Below are 25,890 nucleotides of genomic sequence, written 5' to 3' on the forward strand. Positions count from 1 at the left end.
AACAATCGGGCCCCGCGGAGTTATCGCACGTCAAGACCGCAGACACCCGTCAGTCCCGGCACGCTTGATTTTTATAACGTGTCCCAGATCACCGCGCTGGAGATGCGCAGGTCACCCCGAGGGGCCCGACCTCTCACGCGAACTGACGCACCGACAACAGTTGACCCCCGGCCCGGTAACGATGCCGGACCGGTTGTTACACGCGCCGGAGGACGTGGTTGTCGGGTCAGCCAGCAGCGCGGCAGGCGGCGAGCAGCACGCACAACCCCACGACATCCATCGCGGTCTCTACCTCCACCAGCGGAGGCAAGGTCGGCGCCAGGCGGATGTGGCGATCATCCGGATCGTTGCCGTACGGGTAGGCCGACCCGGCGGGCGTCAGGGCCACGCCGAGCTCCTTGGCCAGGCGCACGGTCTCGGTCGCGGTGCCGTCGACCACCTCGAGATCGATGAAATAGCCGCCCTCGGGCATCACCCAGCTCGCGACGCCGTACTCACCGAGCCGGCGGGTCAGCGCGGCGTCGGCGGCCTCGAACTTCGGCGCGACGCTCTCGCGGTGCCTGAGCATGTGCGAGCGAACCCCGTCGGCGTCGCCGAAGAACCGGGCGTGCGCCAACTGGTTGACCTTGTTGGGGCCGATGGACCGGATCCCGGTGTGGCCGAGGTACCAGTCGAGGTTCGCCCTGGACGAGGACAGGAACGACACGCCCGCCCCGGCGAAGGTGATCTTGGAGGTCGAACAGACCTGCAGGAAGCGATTCGGGTACCCGGCCTCGGCGGCGATCGTGTCGACGTCCGGCACCTTGGGGAAGTCGTTGGTGAGGGTGTGGACGACGTAGGCGTTGTCCCAGATCACCCGGAAGTCGGGGGCGGCGGTGGCCATACGGGCCAGACGGGAGACCGTGTGGTCGTCGTAGACCGCGCCCGTGGGGTTGGAGAAGATCGGCACGCACCACATGCCCTTGATCGACGGATCCTCGGCGACGAGCCGCTCGACCTCGTCCATGTCCGGACCGGTCGGGCCCAGCGTCACCGGCACCATCTCGATGCCCAGCGCCTCGGTGATCCCGAAGTGGCGGTCGTAACCGGGCACGGGACACAGCCAGCGCAGCTGCGGCTCGTCCTTCCACGGCCGGAGGGAGTCGGGCGTGCCGAACAGCATCGCGAACGTCAGCAGGTCGTACATGATCGACAGGCTCGCGTTGTCCTGCGCGATCACCCGGTCCACAGCCACGCCCAGCAGCTCGGCGAAGATCGACCGCAGTTCGGGCAGACCCGCACCGCCGCCGTAGTTGCGCACATCGGTCCCACCGGCCATGTGGTCGCCCTCGCCGGGCAGGGAGAGCAGCCGCTCGGACAGATCGAGCTGCTCGGGCGAGGGCTTACCGCGCGTCAGATCCAGACTCAGCCCTGTCGCCGCCAACGCGTCAAACTCCGAGAACAGTTGCGACTCGAGCTGAGCGAGATCGGCGGTGGAGAGATCGGACAGCGCCACGGTGGCCTCCGTCGGGTTCGGCAACTGGGGTGATGGTGGTGCCCTCTAGATATAAGGGGACCCCGCGCACCCGCCAGAGCCCGCTGACCCTTGCTGCCTTCCGGCCCTGGGGGAGTTCACAGGATGGACGCCGCGCGGGGTCCGTGGACGAGTCTAGCGGTGCGACCCCCGAGCCCGCACATGACCCATCCCGCGACGCGCGTCGTCCGCCACCCAGGCGCCGCCCGCGCCACGCCCGCCGTGCCGTGGTTTGCCTCCGATCAACCGGGCTGGGTAAAGTGCTCCACGGAGGATTCGCCTAGTGGCCTATGGCGCTCGCCTGGAACGCGGGTTGGGGTTTATAGCCCCTCAGGGGTTCAAATCCCCTATCCTCCGCCGCAGACGCGGCCCGGAGCTCTCGAGCCCGGGCCGCGTCTCTCATTTTGGGCCCACCAGCGTGATCGCCCCTGTGCCGCCATCGACGTGGACCACTGCGTCCGCCGCGAGTCGGGCCGTCGCGGCCTCCACCCCGAGCACCGCCGGGATCCCCACCTCCCGCGCCACGATCGCCGCGTGCGAGAGCACCCCGCCCGTCGCCGTGATGACCGCCGCCGCGACGGTGAACAGCGGGGTCCACGCCGGATCGGTCTCACGGCAGACGAGCACGTCCCCCGGCCTCACCCGACGAAAGTCCGCCGGCCCCCGCACGTGACGGACACGTCCGGTGGCCGTCCCCGCCGCGCCGGCGACCCCGCGCAGCACATCGCGCCCCGGGGCCTGCGGCGCAGGAGCCGGCGCCGGCAACTCCGCGGTCACCGGCCGCGCCTGGAGGACCCGGATCCGGTCGCCTTCGAGCGCCCACTCCACGTCCCTGGGACCACCGAGCACCTGCGAGATCCGGACGCCGAGCCCGTGCAGCGTCCGCACGTCGTCGTCGCGGAGACACGGCCGGGCCCGGTCCGCCGCGGGCACCGGGGAGGTGACGATCCGCCCGCCGACCCGATCGCCACGTTCAGCCTTCGCCCCGATCCGACGAGCGAGTACGCCGGTCCCGTCGACGGTCCAGGAGTCCGGGGTCACCCGCCCGGAGACGAGCCCGTCGCCGATCCCCCACGTCGCCTCGATCACCGTGACCGCACCCGAGCCGCCGGTCGCCTCGGGCCACGTGAACATCACTCCGGACACCTGCGGGTCGACCCACTCCTGTACCAGCACGGCCATCTCCCCCGCGTCCGCGCCGGCGCCCTCATCGCTGCGGGCGCCCCCGTTGCCGCGGGCCACATGCGCGCGGTAGGCGACGGCCCGCTCGTTCCATGTCGACGCCCAGCACGCCCGGATCGCGTCGCGCACCCCGACGCGACCCCGCACGGCGAGCGCGCTGTGGTGCTGCCCCGCCGCCGAACGCCGGTCGGTGTCCTCCGATGACGACGACGAGCGCACCGCCACGCACCCCGAAGTCGATCGCCCGGTGAGACGGTCAAGCGCACGGACGGTGGCGCCGTCGACCGAGGGGGGCAGTGCGGTGGCGAGGAGCTTCTCGCGGGCCTCCTGCGTCGGCCCGGCGATGCCGAGACCGGCGACCACGTCCCGGAAGACGCACCTGGGGACCACGAATCCGGGTGGGACGTCGAACCCGGCGCGCAGCAGTTCCGCCAGCGGCGCCGCCTTACCCCCGACCTCCGGGCCGTGCGCCTCGGCGAGGTCGACCAGCCGTTGGCGCCCCGGGTCCGATCCGCTCCCCTCTGGTCTGCCCCTCCCCGTACCGCACCGTCCCCCTCCGGCGGTCTGGCCTCCCGGCGCAGTGGTCATCGACGTTCCCGGCCCAGTCCGGAGATGAAGTCCTGGTGCAGTTCGGCCCACACGGCGTGGCAGGACGGAATCCCGATCCCGGCGATCCACTCGTCCTCACCTGTCCGGGCCCTGTCGACTGCGCTCGCGAACTGCCTCGGGTAGCGACCGTATCGCGGCACCGCCCCAACGAGTTGCTCCATAAGTTCGTCGAACTCGAGATATAGGTCGCCGAGCTCTGAGATCACCCGTTCCCGCGCCTTGCTCCGATCACTGTCCACCCCCGCCAGCTGCCACTCGGTCACCACCCGAACCAACCGGGGGTTGACCTGCTCGAACTCCGCGGCGGCCGACTCCACGAGACCTCGGATTCCCGGGCCGGCCATCTCGTCCGCCTGCAGCCGAGCATCGTGCATCCGTCCGCCCTCGGTAAGGATCCAGCCCCCGGAGCCGGTGAAGTCCATGAACTCCACGTATCCCCGCGACTCCAGTTCGCGCAGGGTTACTTCGACCGCCGGACCCGGCAGCATCGCACGTTCGGCAACCCGCTCCGAGTCGGCGAATCCCCCGAGCCTGACCGCGTGCAGGACCGGGAAATCTGCGGCGGTCATTGGCGGACCGCCTCTTCGTCGTCGGCCTCGTCACCCCCACCGGCGCCCTCCCTGGCGGCCTCCACGCGCGTCGACACCCGGCGGAAACGCTGCTGTGCCGCCTGCGGCGTGCGCACCCTCAGCTGGCGGGCGATGTCCGGCCAGGTCAGACCCTCGGCGCGTGCGATGAGGATGAGCGCCGATTCCAGCGCGTCCAGGTCCTCCCGCGCGGTCTCGACCAGGGCCAGCGCGGCGCGAACATCGGCGTGCTCGACCCGCCCCACCCCGGCACCCGCCTGGCGCACAGCGAATCTGAGCAGAGTCGCGTCGTCGGGCGGGGCCCAGCTCGGCTGCCACGGCTGGCGCGCCAGCCGGTCGGCCCCCGCCTCGAGGAGATGTCGTCGTGCCGCGTCGACCTCGGCGGCCTCGCGTGCCTCACCAGTGGGTTCCATGGGCCCCACACTCCCCGATCAACATTGTGTTGTCAACACAATATTGACCCAACCTCGGAGGGCGAGAATGCGAGCCAGCTGACGCGAGTGCGGCATCACGCGGTGGAGGCGCCAGAGTTGCTACCGCGCACCGGCCGAACTCGCAGCGCCTCAGCCACTCCGGACTCGCTCTAGTCCGCCTCTCGCTCACGAGCGAAGGCCGCCGCCCGGTCGACGTACCACAGCAACGTGTCCGGCTCGTCTGTCACCGTGAGACTCACTGCGTCCGGGTCCGCACCTTGATAGATTTGCTTGACCGGCACCTCCATCAACTTCCCGGTGCGGGTCCGTGGCACCGACGGTGCGGCGATGATCTCGTCAGGTACGTATCTCGGCGACACCTTCGACCGAATCTCGGCCACGATGGCGTTCCGTAGATCATCGTCGACCACAACGCCGTCATCGGGCACAACGAACAGCGGCATGTAGTAATCCCCTCCGCTGAGTTCGGCGCCGATCACCATCGACACACGCACACCCGGAACCGAATCCACCACCTCGCAGATATCAGCCGACCCCATCCGGATCCCGCCGCGATTAATCGTGGAATCAGAGCGCCCGTGGATGACGAAGGATCCCTCTGCCCGCCTGGTCGCCCAATCCCCCTGACGCCACATCCCGGGAAAATCCTCGAAGTAGGCGCTGCGGTACCTGCTTCGGTCGGGGTCGTTCCAGAAGGACACCGGCATGGACGGCAAAGCCTCGGTTATCACCAGTTCGCCGACCTCCCCGACCACGGGACGCCCCTCCGAATCCACAGTGTCGGCAGCAACACCCAGATAAGCCCCCTGGAGCTCGCCGACAAAGGTGGGATCCAGCGGATTCGACCCAACGATCCCCGAAGCGATATCGGTCCCGCCGGAATCGGAACCCAAATGCACATCGCGCTTCATTTCATCGTGGATCCACAGCCAGGTCGATTCCGGCAACGGCGACCCGGTCGACAGAATCGAGTCGAGCGATGAGAAGTCGTAGTGGTCACGAGGCGAGATACCGGAGCGCTCAATCCCGGTCAACACCGCGGCGCCGACACCGAGAAACGTCACCCTCTCTTCCGCGCAGATCTCCAGATGCCTGGCCTGCGTGCCGAACGCCGGCGCTCCGTCATAGGTGATGATGGTTGCCCCGCGCATCATCGAATCGACCAGCATGTTCCAGGCCACCCACGTGGTCGACACCGCGAAGTACACCCGGTCGCCCAAGCTGAGGTCGTACTGGAGCCCGTTGGCCTTGTTGACCTCGAGGACAACTCCACCGTGACCGTGGACGATCCCCTTCGGCTTTCCGGTAGTCCCCGAGGAGTACAACACCCACAGCGGATGGGAGAACTCGACCCGCTCGTACGTGGGCTGCGCAGGAACCGACATGATCGCCGACAACCGGATGCTCGGCACGCGGATCGCCGGGGACTCGCGGCTCGAGACCCCCCGAGTGTCCACCATGACGTGATGCTCGATCGACGGCAGGGCGTCGACAAGTTCCGGGAGCCCCTCTGTCATGTCGCGGTAGCGTCCGTTGAAGTCGTAGCCGTCGACCGTGAGCAGGACCTTCGGGGCGATCTGCGCGAAGCGATCGCTGACTCCCCGGACGCCGAAGTCGGTGTTGACCACGGACCAGATTGCCCCAACGGATGCGGTAGCCAACAATGCGATGATCGTCTCCGGGATGTTCGGCAGAACCGCGCACACCACGTCACCCGGTCGCACGCCGAGCGAGCGGAAGTGCGCGGCGAGCGATGCTGTCCGCTCCTCGAGTTCTCGCCAGGTCACGGCCTCGCGATCCCGGGATTCGTGCAGTCCGACGACAGCCTCCCGGTCTGGATCCATGGCAGCGAATCGCAAGAGGTTCTCCGCGTAGTTCAGACGTGCCCCCGGGAACCAGGACGTCTCGGAGATGGACGCCCCGTTACGAACGGGACCCGCTCCGCGCTCGCCGATGACGTCGTAGTACTCCCATACCGACTCCCAGAAGTCGTCGATGTTCTCAACGCTCCATCGGTGGAGTTCAGCGTACGTTCTCGGAGCCCCCCGCGTTTCGGCCAGCTGCACTCCGCGGACGTCGTGTAGCCAGTTCTGGAATGCCCGGATATCCGACCGCTCGACCCGCTCAGCTGACGGCGCCCAGGTTTTAACGCGCGCGACTGTGCGTTCCGTGTGCCTGTCCATCATCTGCCGTTCACCACCCGAGGACCGGGACGAGCAGGAAGATAGCCGAGCAGATCACCATAAGAACCACCATGGCCGTCATGCAGTAGCCCCAGATGTCCTTGAGCCCCAGGCCGGACAAGCCGAGCGCGGCGAGCACGAAGAACGGCTGCAGGAGGTTGGTCGTCATGTCGCCGACTGACACCGCATTGACGAGAGTCGCAGGGGAAACGTTCATGGCGCTGATCGCTTCGAGCATCACAGGGCCCTGGATCTGCCACTGGCCGCCAGCCGAAGGGACGAAGACGTTGATGATCATCGCCGAGACATAGGCGAACAGCGGGAATGTCGCCTCGGTGGAAATGGATGCGAACCATCCGCCGATCAGAGCGATCAGCCCCGCACCACCCATCATCCCGATGATTCCCGCGTAGAACGGGAACTGCAGCACGATCCCCGATGCCGCGGGGATGCCATCAGTGATGCACTTGGCGTACTTCGCCGGACTCCCGTGGAGAGCGATACCGACGATGAGGAAGATAAAGTTGATGATGTTGAGCTCGAGGTTGAAGCCCTCTGCGACGAAGTACGTGCCGATGCCGATAAGACCGAGGACCACGATGATGTAGTTGATGATCCGGCTGTTGTTGATGCGCTCCGAAACGGGCTTCTCCCCCGGGGACTGAGACGGGTCCGGAGCCTGCTCCGGCTCGGAAATACCCGAGAACGCGACCACGTCCTCACTCTTCGGCGCCATGAAGATGAAGGCGACGAGCACGCCGATGAAGCCGAACACAGCCGCGCTGATCATCGTCGGGCTGTACAGCGTCTCGGTGACCGGGATCAGCCCAATCTCAGCCTCCAGGCTGTGCCCGGGCGTGTTGACCAGCAGCGGAGCGGTGAGCGCGATCGATACCGGCTGGGTGGCGATGACAGCTGTGTACGAGGCAGCGACCAGGAGTCGGAAGTCCGCAACCTTGACACGCTTTGCCACCTCGATCGCGACGAGCGTGCCGCCGACGAAGCCCAGGCCCCAACTGACGATGCCCAGTGCCGCCGAGACGCACATCGTCAAGACGAGTGCGGCGAGCTGGGTCTTCGGAATGCCGGCCAGGCGGGTGAGGAATCGGTTGACCAGAGGAGCCTTCGCGAGCGCGTAACCGGTGACCAGTACCACCACCATCTGCATACCGAACTCCAGGAAGCCCCAGAATCCGCCGTACCAGTGCTCGGCCATCTCCGGCAGAGACTGACCCCCGAGGGTCATCCCCATGATCAGGGTCAGGACGGTCAAGATCAGGGCGAACAGGAATGCGCTGGGAAGGTACTTCTCGACGAGAAGGTTGAGATAGCGCGACAGTACGCGCATCGGCGGTTTTCCTTTTGAATAGGGGAGGGCGAGGGCGCCCCGGCACTCGAAGCATTCTGCTATCGCCGGTCACAAAAGATGATGGACGCCAGCCCGAAATTGTTGCGTCCGTCTCGTTCTGGATTACAAAGATGCAGGGCTGTGGCCGTCACGCGGCGAAGCTGCCGTTCAACCTCGCCTCAGCTCCCCACTCCTGGCGCACAACTCGAAGTACCACTGCAGCGAGGTAGCGGTCTCCGTGTCGTCGACCGAGCAACCGGTGATCTCCGCAAACCTGGAGATCCGGTACCGCAGGGTATTCGGATGACAGTTGAGTTCTCTCGCGGCGTTCCTGTACGAGCGATTCCGGCTCAGATACACCTCGACACTGTGCAGGGTCGAGGCCGCATCGATCTGGGCCGAGAGGAGGGGTTGCCGAAAGCGCGCGTCGAAGAGATCGACGACCGGAGACTCCGGATCGACGGACACCCGCCAGCCCACTTCCTCGAGGTGGTGATTACCCGCTTGAAGTGCGGTGGATGTGCTGGCCACCCGTCGGGCGATCTCGAGAGAGTCCTCGATGTTCTGAAGGGGACGGGGCCGCCCGTAGGACACAGACAGACCGTCGCCCGTGTCGAAGACGTCCCGGCAGATGCCCACGATGACGTCTCCACGAATCGCACACACCCCCCGATGACCGAAGATCTGGGGCTCCAGTGTCGCGAGCAGCGAATAAATGTCGTGCTCGGTGTCTCCCACCATCGCGGCAACGAAGCCCCGATAGTCAACGTCGGCGCGGAGCTGGAAGTGGGTCTGGGCCGTGGCGAGCACGCTGTCGTCGAAGTCTCCGGAGCGTAGGCGGTCGATGAAGTCGTTCTTGATGGCATGATTCCGCGTGTCGAGCTGCAGCTGATGCTGCCGGTAGACCTCGACGAGAACGGCCGAGTACACGTCGCTTACCATCCAGATCTGCCGGTACGCGCGGAGGCTCTCGAAGGGCGAGACGCCGTGCGCGTCGAACAAGTCAGTCAGAGCATCGGCGATGAGCCCGATGCTGTGCTTGTACGACCGGATGAGATCCTCCACGGGGACACCCTGCTCGAAGCGCTTCCTGGCGATCTGCGCATGTGCACGCAGCTTGTGGCTCCGGGGCCTGGGCCCGTCCACCACCCCGCGGATGCACATGTCGATGTTCTGGCTGAAAGAGGAAGTGAGGACGTCGTCCGACACCGACTCGTAGGTCGGATACGTCTGCCGGACGTAGGATATGACCTGCTTGATGAGAACCTGCTCGCGCTCGATGAGAGCGTTAATGGCAGCGCCACGCGCGTCACCCGAATCCATGTAGCGGATTGTGACACGGCCGCGAAATCCTCCGCGATACGCTCGGACGATGACCGACACCTCACGCGATGAAGTCAGTCTTCGCGTGCTCGTCTACAGCAACGACACCAGCACCCGTGGCCGCGTCATCTCCGCCCTGGGCACGCGCCCGCACCCGGATCTGCCGCGGCTGGACCACGTCGAGGTGGCCACCTCCGCTGCCGCGATCGCCCACCTGGACGCCGGCGGGATCGATCTGGCGATCCTCGACGGCGAGGCCGCCCCCACCGGCGGCCTGGGCCTAGCCAAGCAGCTGCGCGACGAGCTCGACCACTGCCCGCCGATCCTCGTCCTGATCGGCCGGGCCGACGACCGCTGGCTCGCGGACTGGTCCCGCGCGGACGCCTCCGTCGCCCACCCGATCGACCCACTGACGCTGCGCGACACTGTCAACGAGCTCCTCGCCGGGTCCCGACCACACCCCTGACACGCGGTCTGACCGAAGTGCCGACACCCGTCGAAGCTATGTGAGTAGAGTCACAGTCAGTGACCGGTGAGAACCGGATCACCGGGGAGACGGGGCCCTGGAGAACCCACCACGACAGGCCTCCCGGACCCCCTGCGGTTGCAGGAGAGGTGTGCCCACAGGCACGCCCTCGACCAGGCGCGAGGGAGTGACACCGACGTGAACGAGTATGTGCCCATTCTGGTCCTCGGGGGCCTGGCCGTCGCGTTCGCCGTGTTCTCGTCGTTCGTCTCGTCACTGGCGGGGCCGAGCCGCTTCAACCGGGCCAAGGTCGAGGCCTACGAGTGCGGCATCCAGCCCACCCCGCAGCCGGCGGGCGGCGGCCGTTTCCCGGTGAAGTACTACCTCACGGCGATGCTCTTCATCATCTTCGGCATCGAGATCCTCTTCCTGTACCCGTGGGCCGTCTACTTCGACGAACTGGGCCTGTTCGGCCTGGCCGCGATGGCCCTGTTCGTCGTCAACGTCTCCGTCGCCTACGCCTACGAGTGGCGGCGCGGCGGATTGAGCTGGGACTAGACGGCAGCGTCCGCGACACGCGCGGACGCACGCGAGATACAGGAAAGGAGCACGGCCATGGGACTCGAGGAGAAGGTGCCGGCCGGGTTCCTGCTGACCACGGTCGAGCAGCTCGCCGGATACTTCCGCAAGGGGTCGCTGTGGCCGGCCACGTTCGGGTTGGCGTGCTGCGCGATCGAGATGATGGCCACCAGTGGCGGCCGCTACGACCTGGCGCGTTTCGGCACGGAGGTGTTCCGCGCCTCGCCGCGCCAGGCGGACCTGATGATCGTCGCGGGCCGGGTGAGCCAGAAGATGGCCCCGGTGCTGCGCCAGGTGTACGACCAGATGGCCGAGCCCAAGTGGGTGCTGGCGATGGGCGTGTGCGCGTCGTCCGGCGGGATGTTCAACAACTACGCGATCGTCCAGGGCGTCGACCACATCGTGCCCGTCGACATCTACCTGCCCGGCTGTCCGCCGCGCCCGGAGATGCTCATGCACGCCATCCTCACGCTGCACACCAAGATCGAGTCGATGCCGCTGGGCGTCAACCGGGTGGAGGCGGTGAAGGCCGCCGAGCAGGCCGCCCTGGACGAGCGCCCGTTGATCCCGGTCGAGGGGATGTTCCGATGACGGACACCCCGGACCGCGGCGACGCACCCGATCGGCGTGACGCGCCCGACCGACGTGATGTACCCGGCCGCCGCGACGCCCCCTCTACAGCCGGTGAGTTCGCGGTGCCCGATACGCACCGCGCCGGGCCGGAGCTGGTCGGCGAGCGCCGCGGCATGTTCGGTGTCCGCGGGTCGGGGGACACGTCGGGGTTCGGCGGCCTGGTCCGCCCGACGGCACTGCCGGGCGGGTCGGAACCGCCGTATGAGAACGACGACGACAACGCCGTCATCGAGGGCCTCACGGCAGCCCTGCGGCGGCAGGGTGGGCCGGGCTTCGACGAGGCCGTCGAGCGGGTCGCGGTCCACGCCGGCCAGCTGACCCTGCACGTGGTGCGTGAACATTTGCCGACGGTGGCCCGGACGCTGCGGGATGATCCGGCGCTGCGGTTCGAGATGTCGCTGGGCGCCAGCGGGGTGCACTACCCGGACGCGACCGGCCGCGAGCTGCACGTGGTGTATCCGCTGCAGTCCATCACCCACAACCGCCGCGTGATGCTGGAGACGTGCGCGCCGGATTCGGACCCGCACGTCCCGTCGCTGACCCGCGTGTATCCCACGACGGACTGGCACGAGCGGGAGGCCTACGACTTCTTCGGCGTGATCTTCGACGGTCATCCGTCGCTGACCCGGATCGAGATGCCGGACGACTGGGAGGGCCACCCGCAGCGCAAGGACTACCCGCTGGGCGGCATCCCGGTGCAGTACAAGGGCGCGACCGTGCCGCCGCCGGATGAGCGGAGGGCGTACTCATGAGCACCGACCGCAGCGGCGCGCGTCGCACCCGCCGCACCGCCGGCCCGGGCAGCGAGGCCTCCGACACGATCCTCACCGCCTCCGGGCAGGACTGGGACGCGATCAGCGCGGCCGCGCGCAATGCCGACGACGACCGCATCGTGGTCAACATGGGCCCGCAGCACCCGTCGACCCACGGGGTGCTGCGGTTGATCCTCGAGATCGAGGGCGAGACGGTCACGCAGGCCCGCTGCGGGATCGGCTACCTGCACACGGGGATCGAGAAGAACCTCGAGTTCCGCTACTGGACCCAGGGCGTCACCTTCGTCACCCGCATGGACTACCTGTCACCGTTCTTCAACGAGGTGGCCTACTGCCTCGGGGTGGAGAAGCTGCTCGGGATCACCGACCGGGTCCCCGAGCGGGCGTCGGTGATCCGCGTGATGCTCATGGAGCTCAACCGCATCGCCTCCCACCTGGTCGCGGTGGCCACGGCCGGCATGGAGTTGGGCGCCACCACCCCGATGCTGTTCGGGTTCCGCGATCGCGAGCTGATCCTCGACGTGTTCGAGGTGATCAGCGGGCTGCGGATGAACCACGCCTACGTCCGGCCGGGCGGGGTGGTGCAGGACCTGCCCGACGAGGCCGTGCCCATGGTCCGCGACCTGCTCGAGGTGCTGCCGGGGCGGATCCGCGAGATGGAACTGCTGCTGCGGGAGAATCCCATCTGGAAGATGCGGTTGTCCGGCATCGGCTACCTGGATCTGACCGGCTGCATGGCCCTCGGCGTGACCGGCCCGGTCCTGCGCGCGACCGGCCTGCCGCACGACGTGCGCCGCTCCGACCCCTACTGCGGCTACGAGAACTACGAGTTCGACGTGGTCACGGGATCGGCCGGCGACTGCTACGACCGATTCGTCATCCGCATCGACGAGATGAAGGAGTCACTGAAGATCGTCGAGCAGTGCCTGGACCGGCTCGCCCCCGGCCCGGTGATGGTCGACGACCCCAAGATCGCCTGGCCCGCCCGGCTCAAGGTCGGCCCTGACGGCCTCGGCAACTCCCAGGAACACATCCGTCACATCATGGACAGCTCCATGGAGGCGCTGATCCACCACTTCAAGCTGGTCACCGAGGGATTCCCCGTGCCGCCCGGCCAGGTGTACGTGCCGGTCGAGTCGCCGCGCGGCGAGCTGGGCGTGCACATGGTCTCCGACGGTGGCACCCGCCCGTACCGGGTGCACTACCGCGACCCGTCGTTCACCAACCTGCAGGCCGTCGCCGCCATGTGCGAGGGCGGGATGATCGCCGACGTGATCGCCTCCGTGGCCAGCATCGACCCCGTGATGGGAGGGGTGGACCGATGAGCACTCCGCAGCGGTCCCGCGGCGAGCCGGTGTTCCTCCAGTTCGGCCGCCTGGCCGACGAACCCGGCGAGGTCGTCCGGCCGGACGCCCGCCGCGCGTACCCCGCCGACGTGCGGAGCCGCCTCCGGGCCGACGCCGATCAGATCGTCTCCCGGTATCCTCAGGCCCGCTCGGCGCTGCTGCCGCTGCTGCATCTGGTCCAGGCGGAGGACGGGTACCTGACCCCGGCCGGGATCGAGTTCTGCGCCGTCGTCGTCGACCTCTCCCCCGCGGAGGTCATGGCGGTGGCCACCTTCTACTCCATGTACCGACGCACGCCCACGGGCGACTACCTCGTCGGGGTGTGTACCAACACCCTCTGCGCGGTGATGGGCGGCGACGAGATCTATGCCGACCTCGCCGCCCACCTGGGCCTCGACGGGCCCGGCACCACCGACGACGGGCGCGTCACGCTCGAACGGATCGAGTGCAACGCGGCCTGCGACTACGCGCCGGTGGTGATGGTGAACTGGGAGTTCTTCGACGACCAGACGCCCGGCAAGGCGCGGCGCGTCGTCGACGAACTGCGCGCCGGCGAGGCCGTGACGCCCACGCGCGGCGCCCCGCTGTGCACGTTCCGGGAGACCTCCCGCATCCTCGCAGGCTTCCCCGACCCCCGCCCCGGCGCGAACGACGGCGCGCCCGGCGAGGCCACCCTGGCCGGACTGCGCACCGCGCGCGAGCACGACATGCGCGCGCCCGATCCCGGCGGGTCCACACGCGACGACACCGCCCCCACCCCGGACGAGGAGGCCTGATATGGCACTCGCGCCGTACCTCAGCCGCTACTGGGACGCCCCCTCCAGCTGGACGTTGGAGACCTATCTCGCGCACGACGGCTACGCGGGCCTGCACGCGGCGCTGGCCACCGACCCCGACGCGGTGACCTCCACCGTCCTCGACGCCGGACTGCGCGGGCGCGGTGGCGCCGGCTTCCCGACCGGGCGCAAGTGGAGCTTCATCCCGCAGCAGCCGGCCGACGGCCCCGCCGACCCCCACGGGCCGGCCGCCAAGCCCCACTACCTGGTGGTCAACGCCGACGAGTCCGAGCCAGGCACCTGCAAGGACATGCCGCTGATGCTGGCGACGCCGCACGTGTTGATCGAGGGCGTGATCATCGCCGCGTACGCGATCCGCGCCTCGCACGCGTTCGTCTACCTGCGCGGCGAGGTGGTGCCGGTACTGCGGCGGCTGCAGACCGCGGTGGCCGAGGCGTACGAGGCCGGCTACCTCGGCGAGGACATCCTCGGCAGCGGGTTCGACCTGGAACTGGTCGTCCACGCCGGGGCCGGGGCCTACATCTGCGGCGAGGAGACCGCGCTGCTCGACTCGCTCGAGGGCAGGCGTGGCCAGCCCCGACTGCGGCCGCCGTTCCCCGCCGTCGAGGGCCTCTACGCCTGTCCCACCGTGGTGAACAACGTCGAATCCATCGCGAGCGTGCCGTCGATCCTGCAGCACGGGCCCGAGTGGTTCCGGTCGATGGGGTCGGAGAAATCGCCCGGCTTCACCCTGTACTCGCTGTCCGGACATGTCACCCGGCCCGGACAGTACGAGGCGCCGCTGGGCATCACGCTGCGTGAGCTGCTGGAGCTGGCCGGCGGGATCCGCGAGGGACACACGCTCAAGTTCTGGACGCCGGGCGGCTCGTCGACCCCCATCCTCACCGACGCCCACCTGGACATGCCGCTGGACTACGAGGGCTGCGCGGCCGAGGGCACGATGCTCGGCACCAAGGCACTGCAGATCTTCGACGACACCACGTGCGTCGTGCGGGCGGTGCTCCGGTGGTCCGAGTTCTACGCCCACGAGTCCTGCGGCAAGTGCACGCCCTGCCGCGAGGGCACCTACTGGCTCACGCAGATCATGCAGCGGCTCGAGGACGGCACCGCGAGGGAGGACGACATCGAGCGGCTGCTGGACATCTCCGACAACGTCTTCGGCAAGTCCTTCTGCGCCCTCGGCGACGCCGCGGCCACCCCCATCATGTCGTCCATCCGCCTGTTCCGCGACGAGTACCTGGCCCACATCCCCGACGGCTGCCCGTTCGACCACCGTCGCTCCACCGTGTTCGCCAGTCGCGCCACCGCCACCGGGGAGGTGCCCCGATGACCCCGACCGCTGACGAGCAGGTCACGCTGACGATCGACGGCCGCGAGGTGTCGGTGCCCAAGGGCACGCTGATCATCCGGGCAGCCGAGCGGACGGGAGTGGAGATCCCCCGCTTCTGCGACCACCCGCTGCTCGAGCCCGCCGGGGCGTGCCGTCAGTGCATCGTCGAGGTGGAGGGGGCGCCGAAGCCGGTCACCTCGTGCACCACCCCGGTCACCCCGGACATGGTGGTGCGCACGCAGGCCACGTCCGAGGTCGCCGACAAGGCGCAGCGCGGCGTGATGGAGCTGCTGCTGATCAACCATCCGCTCGACTGCCCGGTCTGCGACAAGGGCGGCGAATGTCCACTGCAGAACCAGGCCCTGTCCAGCGGGCACGCGCTGTCGCGGTTCACCGAGTTCAAGCGCACGTTCCCCAAGCCACTGTCCCTGTCCTCGCAGGTGCTGCTCGACCGCGAGCGCTGCGTGATGTGTGCGCGCTGCACGCGCTTCTCCGAGCAGATCGCCGGCGACCCGCTCCTCGACCTGTTCGAGCGCGGCGCCCAGCAGCAGGTCGGCGTGTACGGCGAGGAGGGCTTCGAGTCCTACTTCTCCGGCAACACGGTCCAGATCTGCCCCGTCGGCGCGCTCACCGGCGCCGCCTACCGGTTCCGCGCCCGCCCGTTCGACCTGGTCTCCAGCCCGGCCGTGTGCGAGCACTGCGCGAGCGGCTGCGGCCAGCGCACCGACCACCGCCGCGGGAAGGTGCTCCGCCGCCTGGCCGGCAACGATCCCGAGGTCAACGAGGAGTGGAACTGCGACAAGGGCCGCTGGGCTTTCACCTACGCACGCGCTCGTGACCGCATCACCACGCCGATGATCCGCGGCGAGGGCGGCGGCCTGGTGCCGGTGCCCTGGTCGACCGCGCTGGCGGTCGCCGCGGAGGGGCTCGCCGCAGCCCGCGGCCGGACGGGAGTGCTGGCCGGCGGGCGCCTGACCGCCGAGGACGCCTACGCGTACGCCAAGTTCGCGCGGACCGTCCTGAACACCAACGACATCGACTTCCGGGCTCGCCACCACAGCGCCGAGGAGGCTGATTTCCTCGCCGAGCGCGTGGTCGGCCGGGCGCCCGGTGGCGGTGCGGCGGCCGCGGTCACCTACTCCGATCTCGAGACGGCCCCGGTCGTCCTGCTCGCGGGATTCGACCCGGAGGAGGAGTCGCCGATCGTCTTCCTGCGGCTGCGCCGCTGCGCCCGCGACCTCGGCCTGCCGGTGTTCGCGATCGCGCCCTTCGCCTCCCCGGCGGTGCTCAAGACCGACGCCACCCTGCTGCCGACCGTCCCCGGTGTCGAGCCACAGGTCCTGAACGCACTCGCCGCCGCCGCACCCGACCACGACGTGCTCTCCACGCTGCTGCGCCGGCCCGGCGCGGTGATCATGGTCGGGGAACGCCTCGGCGCGATCCCGGGCGGCCTGTCCGCCGCGGCCGCGCTCGCCGACGCCACCGGCGCCCGCCTGGCCTGGGTCCCCCGCCGCGCGGGCGAGCGCGGCGCCCTGGAAGCCGGGTGCCTGCCGGGCCTGCTGCCGGGAGGCCGGCCCGTGACCGACGTCGCCGCCCGTCACGCGCTCGCGGAGGTGTGGCGTCGCGACGAGCTGCCCACCGCTCCCGGCCGCGCCACCACCGAGCAGCTCGAGGCCGCCGCCGCGGGTGAACTCGACGCGCTGCTCATCGCGGGGGTCGAGGCCGCCGACCTGCCCGACCCGGCCGCCGCCCTCGCCGCCGTCGAGGCCGCCGGGTTCGTGGTGAGCATCGAGCTGCGCCGAAGCGAGATCACCGACCGCGCGGACGTGGTCCTGCCCATCGCGCCCACCGCCGAGAAGTCCGGCACCTACCTGACGTGGGAGGGCCGCCCGCGACCGTTCGCCGCCGCGCTGACCGGCACCGATGCGATGCCCGATCTGCGCGTACTCAATGCCCTCGCCGAAGAGACGGGCGCCTGGTTCGGCCTTCAGGACGTCGAGTCCGCACGCCGGGAGATGGCCGCCGTGCGCGAGGCCCTCAGCCCGGCATCCGCGCGCGCAGATGCTCACGCGCGCACCGATCCCTCGCAGCCGCACGCCGGCCCCGCTGCCGGACCCGGGCAGGCCGTGTTGGCCACCTGGCGGATGCTCCTCGACGCCGGCCGCCTCCAGGACGGGGAGCCGCATCTGGCCGGAACCGCGCGCCGCCCGGTCGCGCGGATGTCGCCGGGCACCGCGGCCGAGATCGAGGCCGTCGACGGCCAGCCGGTGACCGTCTCCACCGACCGCGGAGCGATCACCCTGCCGCTGGCCGTCACCGAGATGCCGGACCGCGTGGTGTGGCTGCCGCAGAACTCGCCGGGCTCGGCGGTGGGCATCACGCTCGGCGCAGCCGCCGGCGACCTCGTGGACATCGCGGCCGGAGGCGACACCCCGGACGGCACCGCCGGGGAGGTGACGTCATGACCGGCCCGCACCTGCTCGCCTCGACCGGCTCGGAACTCGCGACGACCGGCGCCGACCTGACCGCGTTCGGTACGGACCCGTGGTGGCTGGTGCTGATCAAGGTGCTCGGGGTGTTCGTGTTCCTGGTGGTGACCGTGCTCGCGGCGATCTACCTCGAGCGCAAGATCCTCGCCTGGATGCAGATGCGGATCGGCCCCAACCGGGTCGGCCCGTTCGGCATCCTGCAGAGCCTGGCCGACGGCGTCAAGATCGCCCTCAAGGAGGGGCTGATCCCCAAAGGCGTCGACAAGCCGATCTTCCTGCTCGCCCCGGTCATCGCGGTGATCCCGGCGTTCATGGCGTTCGCCGTGATCCCCTTCGGGCCGGAGGTCTCGATCTTCGGCCACCGGACCCCGCTCCAGCTCACCGACCTGCACGTGGGCGTGCTCTACATCCTCGCCGTGACCTCGATCGGCGTGTACGGGATCGTGCTGGCCGGCTGGTCGTCCGGCTCCACGTACCCGCTGCTCGGCGGGCTGCGGTCCACGGCCCAGGTGATCAGCTACGAGATCGCCATGGCGCTGTCCTTCGTGGGCGTGTTCCTGTTCGCCGGCACCATGTCCACCTCGGGGATCGTCGACGCGCAGTCACGGGTGTGGTTCGTGTTCCTGCTGCTGCCGTCGTTCTGCATCTACGTGATCTCGATGGTCGGCGAGACCAACCGCGCCCCCTTCGACCTGCCCGAGGCCGAGGGCGAGCTCGTGGGCGGCTTCCACACCGAGTACTCGTCGCTGCGGTTCGCGATGTTCATGCTCGCCGAGTACGTCAACATGACCACGGTCTCCGCCCTCGCCGCGACCCTGTTCCTGGGCGGCTGGCGGGCCCCGCTGCCGTTCTCCCTCCTCCCCGGCGCCGACTCCGGATGGTGGGCGCTGTTGTGGTTCGTCATCAAGGTGTGGGGCTTCCTGTTCGTGTTCATGTGGCTGCGCGCCACCCTCCCGCGCCTGCGCTACGACCAGTTCATGGCCTTCGGCTGGAAGGTGCTCATCCCCGTCTCCCTGGCCTGGGTGATGGTGGTGGCCGCCATCCGGGTGATCGTCGGCCCGGAGTCGGCGCTGCTGACGCCCGCCATGGTGATCGCGGGGCTGGCCGCGGTGGCCGTCATCGTCGTCGTCAGGCGTGTCCATTCCCGTCGCGGCGCCGCGCACGACGGACCACGGCCCGGCCCGGCCACCTCCGCCCTCGGCTCCGGCGCCTCCGATCGGGCCCGGCCCGACCCGTCCTCATTCGACCCGGCCCCGTTCGACCCCACCGCCGGCGGGTTCCCCGTCCCGCCGCTCCCCCACCAGCGCTCCGCCGCGCCCCCGACCAAGGAGGCCCGCAATGCCTGAGGTGCCCAGGTTCCTCGAGCCCCTCGCCGGGTTCGGGGTGACGTTCGGGACGATGTTCAAGCCCGCCCACACCGAGCAGTACCCCGAGGAGAAGGTGCCGGTCGCGCCCCGCTACCACGGGCGACACCAGCTCAACCGGTACGCCGACGGGCTCGAGAAGTGCATCGGCTGCGAGCTGTGCGCGTGGGCGTGCCCGGCGGATGCGATCTTCGTCGAGGGCGCCGACAACACCGCCGAAGAGCGCTACTCCCCTGGCGAGCGGTACGGGCGGAACTACCAGATCAACTACCTGCGCTGCATCGGCTGCGGGCTGTGTGTCGAGGCGTGCCCGACCCGCGCGCTGACCATGACGAACGACTACGAGATGGCCGACGACAACCGCACCGACCTCATCTACACCAAGGAGGACCTGCTCGCGCCGCTGCGCACCGGCATGGTCCCCGCGCCGCACGACCTGTACCCGGGCGCCGACCACGGCGACTACTACCGCGGCGAGATCACCGGCTCCGCGCCCGAGCAGGGCGAGCCGTACGACGGGGAGGCGAGCTGATGTCCGGCGGCGAGTCGGTGCTGTTCTGGGTCCTCGCGGTGATCGCGGTGGCCGGGGCGCTGGGCGTGGTCTCGGCGACCAAGGCCGTCTACTCGGCACTGTGCCTGGCGGCGACCATGGTGTCGCTGGCCGTGATGTACATGGCGCAGGGCGCGGTGTTCCTGGGGGTGGGGCAGATCGTGGTCTACACGGGCGCGGTGATGATGCTGTTCCTGTTCGTGGTGATGCTCATCGGCGTGGAGTCCTCGGACTCGCTGGTCGAGCGGATCCGCGGGCACCGGGTCGCGGCGATCGTGGCGGGGCTCGGGTTCGGCATCCTGCTGGCCACCGGCCTGGCGCGGGCGCAGCTGGGGCCGTTCGCCGGCTTCGGGCCCGGCCACCAGGACGTGCCCGCGCTCGCCGAGCTGCTGTTCACGCGGCACGTGTGGGCGTTCGAACTGACCGGCGTGCTGCTCATCATCGCCACGCTCGGCGCCATGGTGCTGGCGCACCGCGAGCGGTTCACCGGCCGGCTGACCCAGCGGCAGCTGTCCGAGCAGCGGTTCCTGGACTGGCAACACGACGACTCCGCCCGCGTCACCCCGCTGCCCAGTCCGGGCGTGTACGCGCGGCGCAATGCCGCCGACCAGCCCGCCCGACTTCCCGACGGCTCCGACGCCCCCGACTCGGTCAGCGACGTGCTGCGCCGGCACAGCGATCGCGCGGCGGCCGGCGGCGAGCTGGAATCCGGCGAGGCGGGCGAGTCCGGCTCCGGCGAGGCGGCCGGGCCCCGCGCCGCTCGGGGCCGCCGAGGCGGTGCGCGGCGATGAGCCCCGAGTACTACCTGTACCTGTCCGCGATCCTGTTCACGATCGGCGCCGCCGGCTTCCTGCTGCGCCGCAACGCGATCGTGGTCTTCATGTGCATCGAGCTGATGCTCAACGCCACCAACCTCGCGTTGGTGACGTTCGCGCGGATGCACGGCGACGTCACGGGCCAGGTCATCGCGTTCTTCGTGATGGTGGTCGCCGCCGCGGAGGTCGTGATCGGGCTGGCGATCATCATGTCCATCTACCGTTCGCGCAGGTCGGCGTCGGTCGACGACGCCGACCTGCTGAGGTACTAGGGGGACGACGACGATGACATCCACCGCCCTCGCGCACACCCTCGCGCCGGCCGGCGCCGACCCCACCCTCTGGCTCGTCCCCGCACTACCCCTGCTCGGCGCGGTACTCCTGCTGCTGATCGGGCGACGCGCGAACGCATGGGGCCATCTGCTCGCGTGCGCGGTCGCGCTGGCCGCCTTCGCGGTGGCGCTGTGGCAGTTCGTCGAGATGACCGGCCGCGGTGCCGGCGAGCGGGCTGCCACCCAGACCCTGTTCACATGGATCTCCGTGGGCGAGGTGCACGTGGATTTCGGGCTGCGGTTGGACCAGCTGTCGATGGTGTTCGTGCTGCTCATCACCGGCGTGGGCCTGCTAATCCACATCTATTCGATCGGCTACATGGCCACCGATCCCGCGCGGCGCAAGTTCTTCGCCTACCTCAACCTGTTCCTCGCGGCGATGCTGCTGCTGGTCATGGCAGACAACTTCCTCGTCCTCTACCTGGGCTGGGAGGGCGTGGGCCTGGTCTCGTACCTGCTGATCGGGTTCTGGCAGCACAAGCCCTCCGCCGCGACCGCGGCCAAGAAGGCGTTCCTCGTCAACCGCGTCGGCGACATCGGGCTGGCCATCGCGCTGTTCGTCATGGCCACTCAGCTGGGCACGCTGAGCTACGAGGGCGTGTTCGCGGCGGTCGATGGCAGCAGCGCGGGTCTGGTCACGGCGCTCGGTCTGCTGTTGCTCGTGGGCGCGTGCGCCAAGTCGGCGCAGGTGCCGCTGCAGTCCTGGCTCGGCGACGCGATGGAGGGCCCCACCCCGGTCTCCGCGCTCATCCACGCCGCGACCATGGTCACGGCCGGCGTCTACCTCATCACCCGTGCGAACCCGATCTACGACGCCGCCCCCACGGCCCGGACCGCGGTGATCGTCGTGGGCGCGGTGACGCTGCTGTTCGGCGCGATCGTCGGCTGCGCGAAGGACGACATCAAGAAGGTGCTGGCCGCCTCCACCATGAGCCAGGTCGGCTACATGGTCATGGCCGCCGGCTTCGGCCCCGCCGGGTACGCGCTGGCGATCATGCACCTGCTCACCCACGGGTTCTTCAAGGCCGGGCTGTTCCTCGGCGCGGGCTCGGTGATGCACGGGCTCGACGACGAGGTGGACATGCGTCGCTACGGGGCCCTGCGCGCGGTCATGCCCATCACCTTCGTCACGTTCGGCCTCGGCTACCTGGCGATCATCGGCGTCCCGCCGTTCGCCGGCTTCTACTCCAAGGAGGGCATCATCTCCGCGGCGTTCGACCTGGGCAGCACGGCGGGGGCGGGCTCGGTCGGCGGCTACCTGCTCGGGGCGCTCGCGCTGCTCGGCGCCGGACTGACCGCCTTCTACATGACCCGCGTGATGATCCTGACCTTCTTCGGTCCCGAACGTTGGCACGCAGGGGCCCACCCGCACGAGTCGCCGCCGTTGATGACCGGGCCGATGATCGTGATCGCGATCGGCTCGGTGCTCGCGGGGCTGGTGCTCGCCATCGGCGGCCGCCTGCAGGCCTGGCTGGCCCCCGTCGTCGGCGAGCACCACACCACGCACGTCCTACCGGTGTGGCTGGTCACCACGCTGTCGCTGGTCGTGGTGGCGCTCGGCGTGGCCGTGGCGGTCGGTCTCTACGGCCGCAGAGCGGTGCCGGTGACCGCGCCCGAGGGCTCCGTGCTCACCCGGGCCGCCCGGCGCGACCTCTACGCCGACGACCTCAACGAGTCGCTGTTCATGCGGCCCGGCCAGGCGGTCGTGGCCGGCACGGCCGTCGTCGATCGCACCGTGGTCGCGGGCGCGGCCACCGGGGTCGCGGCGGCCGTCGGGGACGCCTCCGCCCGCGGGCGCCTCCTGCAATCCGGACTCACCCGGACCTACGCCCTGTACATGCTGGCGGGCGCCGGCCTGGTGATCGCGGCCATGCTCGTGGGAGGTGCGCTGTGACCGGCCCCGGACTGCTCACCGCCCTGTGGCTGACGCCCCTGGTCGGCGCCGTTGTCGTCGTCGTCCTGCCCCGGGGAGCGGCCCGCGCGGCGAGGCCCCTCGCCCTGCTCACCTCCCTCATCGCACTCGGCCTCGCGATCGCCGTGGCGGTCGGCTTCTCACCCGGCGGCGAGCGCTACCAGTTCGTCGAATCCCGGCCGTGGATCTCCGCGTTCGGCGCCACCTACTCGCTCGGCGTGGACGGCGTGGCGCTGGTCATGGTGCTGCTCGCGACCGCGCTCATGCCGCTGCTCCTGCTCGCCGGGTGGCGCGACGCCGACGGGTCCGACAGTCGGCGCGCGCAGGCCTACCCCGCGCTCATGCTGGCCACGCAGGCACTCGCGCTCGTGGCGTTCCTCAGCCTCGACGTATTGCTGTTCTACGTGACGTTCGAGGCCATGCTCATCCCGCTGTACTTCCTCATCGGCATGTTCGGCGGCGGCACGGAAGACGGGGCGGAGCGGGCGCGCGCGGCGGTACGTTTCCTCATCTACAACCTGCTCGGCGGGCTGGTCATGCTTGCCGCGGTGATCACGCTGTACATGTACACCTCGTGGTCCGGGATCGGGCCCGACGGCGGCGGCACCTTCGACTACCGGCTCATCACCGCCGCCGTGGCCGACGGCAGCCTCACAATCCCGCCCGGTGCGATGCTGTGGCTGTTCGCCGGGTTCACGCTCGCGTTCGCGATCAAGGCGCCGCTGTGGCCCTTCCACACCTGGCTGCCCGGCGCCGCGGTGGCCGCCACGCCCGCCTCGGCGGTGCTCATGATGGCCGTGATCGACAAGGTCGGCACCTTCGCAATGCTGCGCTACAGCCTCCCGCTGTTCCCCGAGGCCGCGCGGGCCGCGGCGCCCGTGCTCATCACGCTCGCGGTGATCAGCATCATCTATGGCGGGCTCATGGCGATCGCCCAGACCGACCTGCTGCGGCTCATCGCGTACGCGTCGATCTCGCATTTCGGGTTCATCGTGTTGGGCATCTTCGCCGGGACCGAGCAGGCCGCCGCCGGGTCCACGCTCTACATGGTCAACCACGGGCTGGCGACGGCCGCGCTGTTCCTCGTGTCCGGGTTCCTCGTGCGGCGGCACCGGATGCGGGAGATCGCCTACTACGGCGGCGTGCAGCAGGTGGCGCCCGTGCTGGCCGGGGTGTTTCTCATCGCCGGGCTGGCCACGCTGTCGCTACCGGGGCTCGCGCCGTTCATCAGCGAGTTCCTCGTATTCGTCGGCACATTCGGTCCGTACCCCGTGGCCGCCGTGCTCGCCACCGCGACCTTCGTCCTGGCCGCGGTCTACATCCTGTGGACCTACCAGCGCGTGATGGGCGGGCCGGTTGCGCCGGGGCTCGAGTCGACCCGCGACCTGGGCGTGCGCGAACGTGTGGTGCTGGCGCCACTCGTGGTGGCGCTGGTCGCGCTGGGCTTCTTCCCGCAGCCCGCGCTGGACGTGATCGATCCGGCGGTCGCCGCGACCGTCGCCCACGTGGAAGGTGCCGACCGATGACCCCGGACATCGACTACCAGGCCGTCCTGCCCCTGCTCGTCGTGCTGGGCACGGCGATCGTCTCGGTGCTCGTCGAGGCGTTCGTGCCGGCGCGGGCCCGGTACGTCACTCAGCTGGCGCTATACCTAGGCGGGCTCACCGCCTCGCTGGTCGCGGTGCTGCTGCTCGCCGGCACGCAGGTCGTCACCGCCGAGGGCGCCGTGGCCGTCGACGGGCCGGCGCTGTTCCTGCAGGGTGCGACCGTGGTGGTGGCTCTCGGTGCCGGGTTGCTCATCAGCGAACGCGGCCGGACCGGCGTGGCGACCGCCTCCGGACGGGTGGGCGCGGGCGCGGTGTCGGCGTTGTCGTCGTCATCGTCTCTCGGAGCCCGCGCGGGCACCTCCCGCGGGCCCGTCCTCGCCGGCTTCGCGCCCCAGGCCGCTCTGGCGCCGGGCGGCGACAACGAACGGGCCGCCGAGCGCGCCGGCGTCACCCAGACCGAGGTGTTCCCGCTGGTGCTGTTCGCCACCGGCGGCCTCATGCTGTTCCCCGCCGCGAACGACCTGATCACGCTGTTCATCGCGTTGGAGGTGTTGTCGCTGCCGCTGTACGTGCTGTGCGGGATGGCCCGACGACGACGACTTCTCTCGCAGGAGGCGGCGCTCAAGTACTTCCTGCTCGGCGCATTCTCGTCGGCGATCTTCGCCTACGGCATCGCCATGATGTACGGCTATGCGGGGACGGTCGACTTCGACGGGATCGCCGCCACCGTGCGGGCCCAGGGCGGCAGCGCCCTGGCGCTCATCGGGGTGGCGCTGATGTCGGTGGGGCTGCTGTTCAAGGTCGGCGCCGCGCCGTTCCACAACTGGACCCCGGACGTCTACCAGGGGGCGCCGATCTCGATCACCGCCTTCATGGCCGCCGGGACCAAACTGGCGGCGTTCGGGGCGATCCTGCGGTTCTTCTACGTGGCCGTGCCCGGTCTCGAGTCGCAGTGGGTGCCCGTGCTGTGGGCCGTGGCCGCGCTGACGATGGTCGTGGGCACCGTGGTGGGCGTGACGCAGAACGACGTCAAGCGGCTGCTCGCGTACTCGTCGGTGGCGCACGCGGGTTTTCTGCTGACGGCGATGGTCGGGCCGGTGGAGGTCGGGGTGACGGCCACGCTGTTCTACCTCGCGGTGTACGCCGTGAGCACCGTCGGGGTGTTCGCTGTGGCGGGCCTGGTGCGCGACTCCGAGGGCGCCGAGATCACCGACCTGCGCTCGTGGGCGGGGCTCGGGCAGCGGCAGCCGGCGATCGCGGGGGCGTTCGCCGTGCTGCTGCTGGCGCTCGCCGGAATCCCGCTGACCAGCGGGTTCATCGCCAAGTTCGCGGTGTTCTCCGCCGCGGTCGACGCCGGCGCGGTGTGGCTCGTGCTGATCGGTGTGCTCTCCAGCGCGATCGCGGCGTCGTTCTACGTGCGCGTGATCGTGGTGATGTTCTTCCGCGAGACGCCTGGTGGGACGGGTGCGGGAGCGCCGGCCGCGCACGGGGATGTGGGCGCGGGGGCCGCGCAGGCGTGTTCGGGCGCGGCGGCCGCGCAGGCGCGCGACGTGGCGGGCGCGGGGGCAGGGTCTCCCGACGTGGCGTTCGCGCAGCGGCCGGCCACCCTCGCGGTGGTGGGCGTGTCGGTGGTGGTCACGCTGGTTCTCGGGATCGTCCCGCAGCCGCTGTTGGATTTGGCGGGCGCGGCCTCGGCGTTCGCGACCGGGGCGTGAGTCATTCCGCCCGCCGCTGGGTCCGTGCATCCGCCCCGCCACCTGCCCTCATCGAAAAGCGGA

General features: G+C 69.7%; 22 protein-coding genes, 1 tRNA gene and 1 other RNA gene. 16 read left to right on the top strand and 8 right to left on the bottom strand.

Going from position 1 to position 25,890, the window contains the following annotated elements; genetic code table 11:
- Window positions 1-226: 226 nt before the first annotated feature.
- The gene (locus tag K3888_RS15080; protein ID WP_308282006.1) at window positions 227-1,495 is read right to left on the bottom strand and encodes an aspartate aminotransferase type Ic; all 1,269 of its coding nucleotides are present in this window, start codon (window positions 1,493-1,495) and stop codon (window positions 227-229) included.
- Between the two features lie 51 nt (window positions 1,496-1,546).
- An RNA gene (ffs, locus tag K3888_RS15085) (signal recognition particle sRNA small type) lies at window positions 1,547-1,641 on the bottom strand.
- 141 nt (window positions 1,642-1,782) lie between these two features.
- Between ffs and K3888_RS15090 the strand changes: the two genes are divergently transcribed.
- Window positions 1,783-1,870: transfer RNA gene (locus K3888_RS15090), tRNA-Ser, on the top strand.
- Between the two features lie 42 nt (window positions 1,871-1,912).
- On the opposite strand, the gene K3888_RS15095 is transcribed toward K3888_RS15090, so the two are convergent.
- The 6 genes from K3888_RS15095 to K3888_RS17925 form a co-directional block, all read right to left on the bottom strand.
- Complete coding sequence (locus K3888_RS15095; RefSeq protein WP_230931102.1) at window positions 1,913-3,283, bottom strand: PEP/pyruvate-binding domain-containing protein; 1,371 nt, start codon at window positions 3,281-3,283, stop codon at window positions 1,913-1,915.
- Window positions 3,280-3,873: a MarR family transcriptional regulator gene (locus tag K3888_RS15100; protein ID WP_230931103.1), complete on the bottom strand. Its 594-nt coding sequence runs from the start codon at window positions 3,871-3,873 to the stop codon at window positions 3,280-3,282. The genes K3888_RS15095 and K3888_RS15100 overlap by 4 nt, the downstream gene beginning before the upstream one ends.
- The gene (locus K3888_RS15105; RefSeq protein ID WP_230931104.1) at window positions 3,870-4,304 is read right to left on the bottom strand and encodes a hypothetical protein; all 435 of its coding nucleotides are present in this window, start codon (window positions 4,302-4,304) and stop codon (window positions 3,870-3,872) included. The genes K3888_RS15100 and K3888_RS15105 overlap by 4 nt, the downstream gene beginning before the upstream one ends.
- 170 nt (window positions 4,305-4,474) lie before the next feature.
- On the bottom strand, window positions 4,475-6,508 hold the full coding sequence (locus tag K3888_RS15110; RefSeq protein WP_230931105.1) for an acetoacetate--CoA ligase: 2,034 nt from the start codon (window positions 6,506-6,508) through the stop codon (window positions 4,475-4,477).
- Window positions 6,509-6,518: 10 nt separating this feature from the next.
- A complete protein-coding gene (locus K3888_RS15115) occupies window positions 6,519-7,856 on the bottom strand; it encodes a short-chain fatty acid transporter (protein WP_230931106.1) in 1,338 nt (445 codons plus the stop codon).
- Window positions 7,857-8,024: 168 nt separating this feature from the next.
- The gene (locus tag K3888_RS17925) at window positions 8,025-9,239 is read right to left on the bottom strand and encodes a PucR family transcriptional regulator (protein WP_230931107.1); all 1,215 of its coding nucleotides are present in this window, start codon (window positions 9,237-9,239) and stop codon (window positions 8,025-8,027) included.
- Here K3888_RS17925 and K3888_RS15125 point away from each other — a divergent pair.
- The 15 genes from K3888_RS15125 to nuoN all read left to right on the top strand — a co-directional run bounded on the left by K3888_RS15125 (window position 9,229) and on the right by nuoN (window position 25,827).
- A complete protein-coding gene (locus K3888_RS15125) occupies window positions 9,229-9,645 on the top strand; it encodes a DNA-binding transcriptional response regulator (RefSeq protein WP_230931108.1) in 417 nt (138 codons plus the stop codon). The two genes, K3888_RS17925 and K3888_RS15125, sit on opposite strands and share 11 nt — an antisense overlap.
- Window positions 9,646-9,843: 198 nt before the next feature.
- Window positions 9,844-10,203 (top strand): NADH-quinone oxidoreductase subunit A, encoded by a 360-nt coding sequence (locus tag K3888_RS15130; protein ID WP_230931109.1) that lies wholly within the window; start codon window positions 9,844-9,846, stop codon window positions 10,201-10,203.
- Window positions 10,204-10,260: 57 nt separating this feature from the next.
- Window positions 10,261-10,815, top strand: coding sequence for a NuoB/complex I 20 kDa subunit family protein (locus K3888_RS15135; protein ID WP_230931110.1), 555 nt, complete (start codon window positions 10,261-10,263; stop codon window positions 10,813-10,815).
- Window positions 10,812-11,609 (top strand): NADH-quinone oxidoreductase subunit C, encoded by a 798-nt coding sequence (locus tag K3888_RS15140; RefSeq protein ID WP_372459581.1) that lies wholly within the window; start codon window positions 10,812-10,814, stop codon window positions 11,607-11,609. The genes K3888_RS15135 and K3888_RS15140 overlap by 4 nt, the downstream gene beginning before the upstream one ends.
- Window positions 11,606-12,955 (top strand): NADH dehydrogenase (quinone) subunit D, encoded by a 1,350-nt coding sequence (gene nuoD, locus K3888_RS15145; RefSeq protein ID WP_230931111.1) that lies wholly within the window; start codon window positions 11,606-11,608, stop codon window positions 12,953-12,955. Before K3888_RS15140 ends, nuoD begins: the two co-directional genes overlap by 4 nt.
- Window positions 12,952-13,752 (top strand): NADH-quinone oxidoreductase subunit NuoE, encoded by an 801-nt coding sequence (gene nuoE, locus K3888_RS15150; RefSeq protein ID WP_230931112.1) that lies wholly within the window; start codon window positions 12,952-12,954, stop codon window positions 13,750-13,752. Before nuoD ends, nuoE begins: the two co-directional genes overlap by 4 nt.
- Window position 13,753: 1 nt before the next feature.
- Window positions 13,754-15,103, top strand: a complete 1,350-nt coding sequence (nuoF, locus tag K3888_RS15155) for an NADH-quinone oxidoreductase subunit NuoF (RefSeq protein ID WP_230931113.1) — start codon at window positions 13,754-13,756, stop codon at window positions 15,101-15,103.
- Complete coding sequence (locus K3888_RS15160; RefSeq protein ID WP_230931114.1) at window positions 15,100-17,568, top strand: NADH-quinone oxidoreductase subunit G; 2,469 nt, start codon at window positions 15,100-15,102, stop codon at window positions 17,566-17,568. The genes nuoF and K3888_RS15160 overlap by 4 nt, the downstream gene beginning before the upstream one ends.
- Entirely contained in the window at window positions 17,565-18,938 is a 1,374-nt protein-coding gene (gene nuoH, locus K3888_RS15165) for an NADH-quinone oxidoreductase subunit NuoH (RefSeq protein WP_230931115.1), read from the top strand. The genes K3888_RS15160 and nuoH overlap by 4 nt, the downstream gene beginning before the upstream one ends.
- Window position 18,939: 1 nt before the next feature.
- Window positions 18,940-19,488 (top strand): NADH-quinone oxidoreductase subunit NuoI, encoded by a 549-nt coding sequence (nuoI, locus tag K3888_RS15170; RefSeq protein WP_230931141.1) that lies wholly within the window; start codon window positions 18,940-18,942, stop codon window positions 19,486-19,488.
- On the top strand, window positions 19,488-20,297 hold the full coding sequence (locus tag K3888_RS15175) for an NADH-quinone oxidoreductase subunit J (RefSeq protein ID WP_230931116.1): 810 nt from the start codon (window positions 19,488-19,490) through the stop codon (window positions 20,295-20,297). Before nuoI ends, K3888_RS15175 begins: the two co-directional genes overlap by 1 nt.
- The gene (nuoK, locus tag K3888_RS15180) at window positions 20,294-20,593 is read left to right on the top strand and encodes an NADH-quinone oxidoreductase subunit NuoK (protein ID WP_230931117.1); all 300 of its coding nucleotides are present in this window, start codon (window positions 20,294-20,296) and stop codon (window positions 20,591-20,593) included. The genes K3888_RS15175 and nuoK overlap by 4 nt, the downstream gene beginning before the upstream one ends.
- Window positions 20,594-20,606: 13 nt before the next feature.
- Window positions 20,607-22,547: an NADH-quinone oxidoreductase subunit L gene (gene nuoL, locus K3888_RS15185; RefSeq protein ID WP_230931118.1), complete on the top strand. Its 1,941-nt coding sequence runs from the start codon at window positions 20,607-20,609 to the stop codon at window positions 22,545-22,547.
- Entirely contained in the window at window positions 22,544-24,091 is a 1,548-nt protein-coding gene (locus K3888_RS15190; RefSeq protein ID WP_230931119.1) for an NADH-quinone oxidoreductase subunit M, read from the top strand. The genes nuoL and K3888_RS15190 overlap by 4 nt, the downstream gene beginning before the upstream one ends.
- A complete protein-coding gene (gene nuoN / locus K3888_RS15195) occupies window positions 24,088-25,827 on the top strand; it encodes an NADH-quinone oxidoreductase subunit NuoN (protein WP_230931120.1) in 1,740 nt (579 codons plus the stop codon). The genes K3888_RS15190 and nuoN overlap by 4 nt, the downstream gene beginning before the upstream one ends.
- Window positions 25,828-25,890 lie beyond the last annotated feature (63 nt).

This window comes from Dietzia aurantiaca, assembly GCF_021033825.1.
Classification (GTDB): domain Bacteria; phylum Actinomycetota; class Actinomycetes; order Mycobacteriales; family Mycobacteriaceae; genus Dietzia; species Dietzia aurantiaca.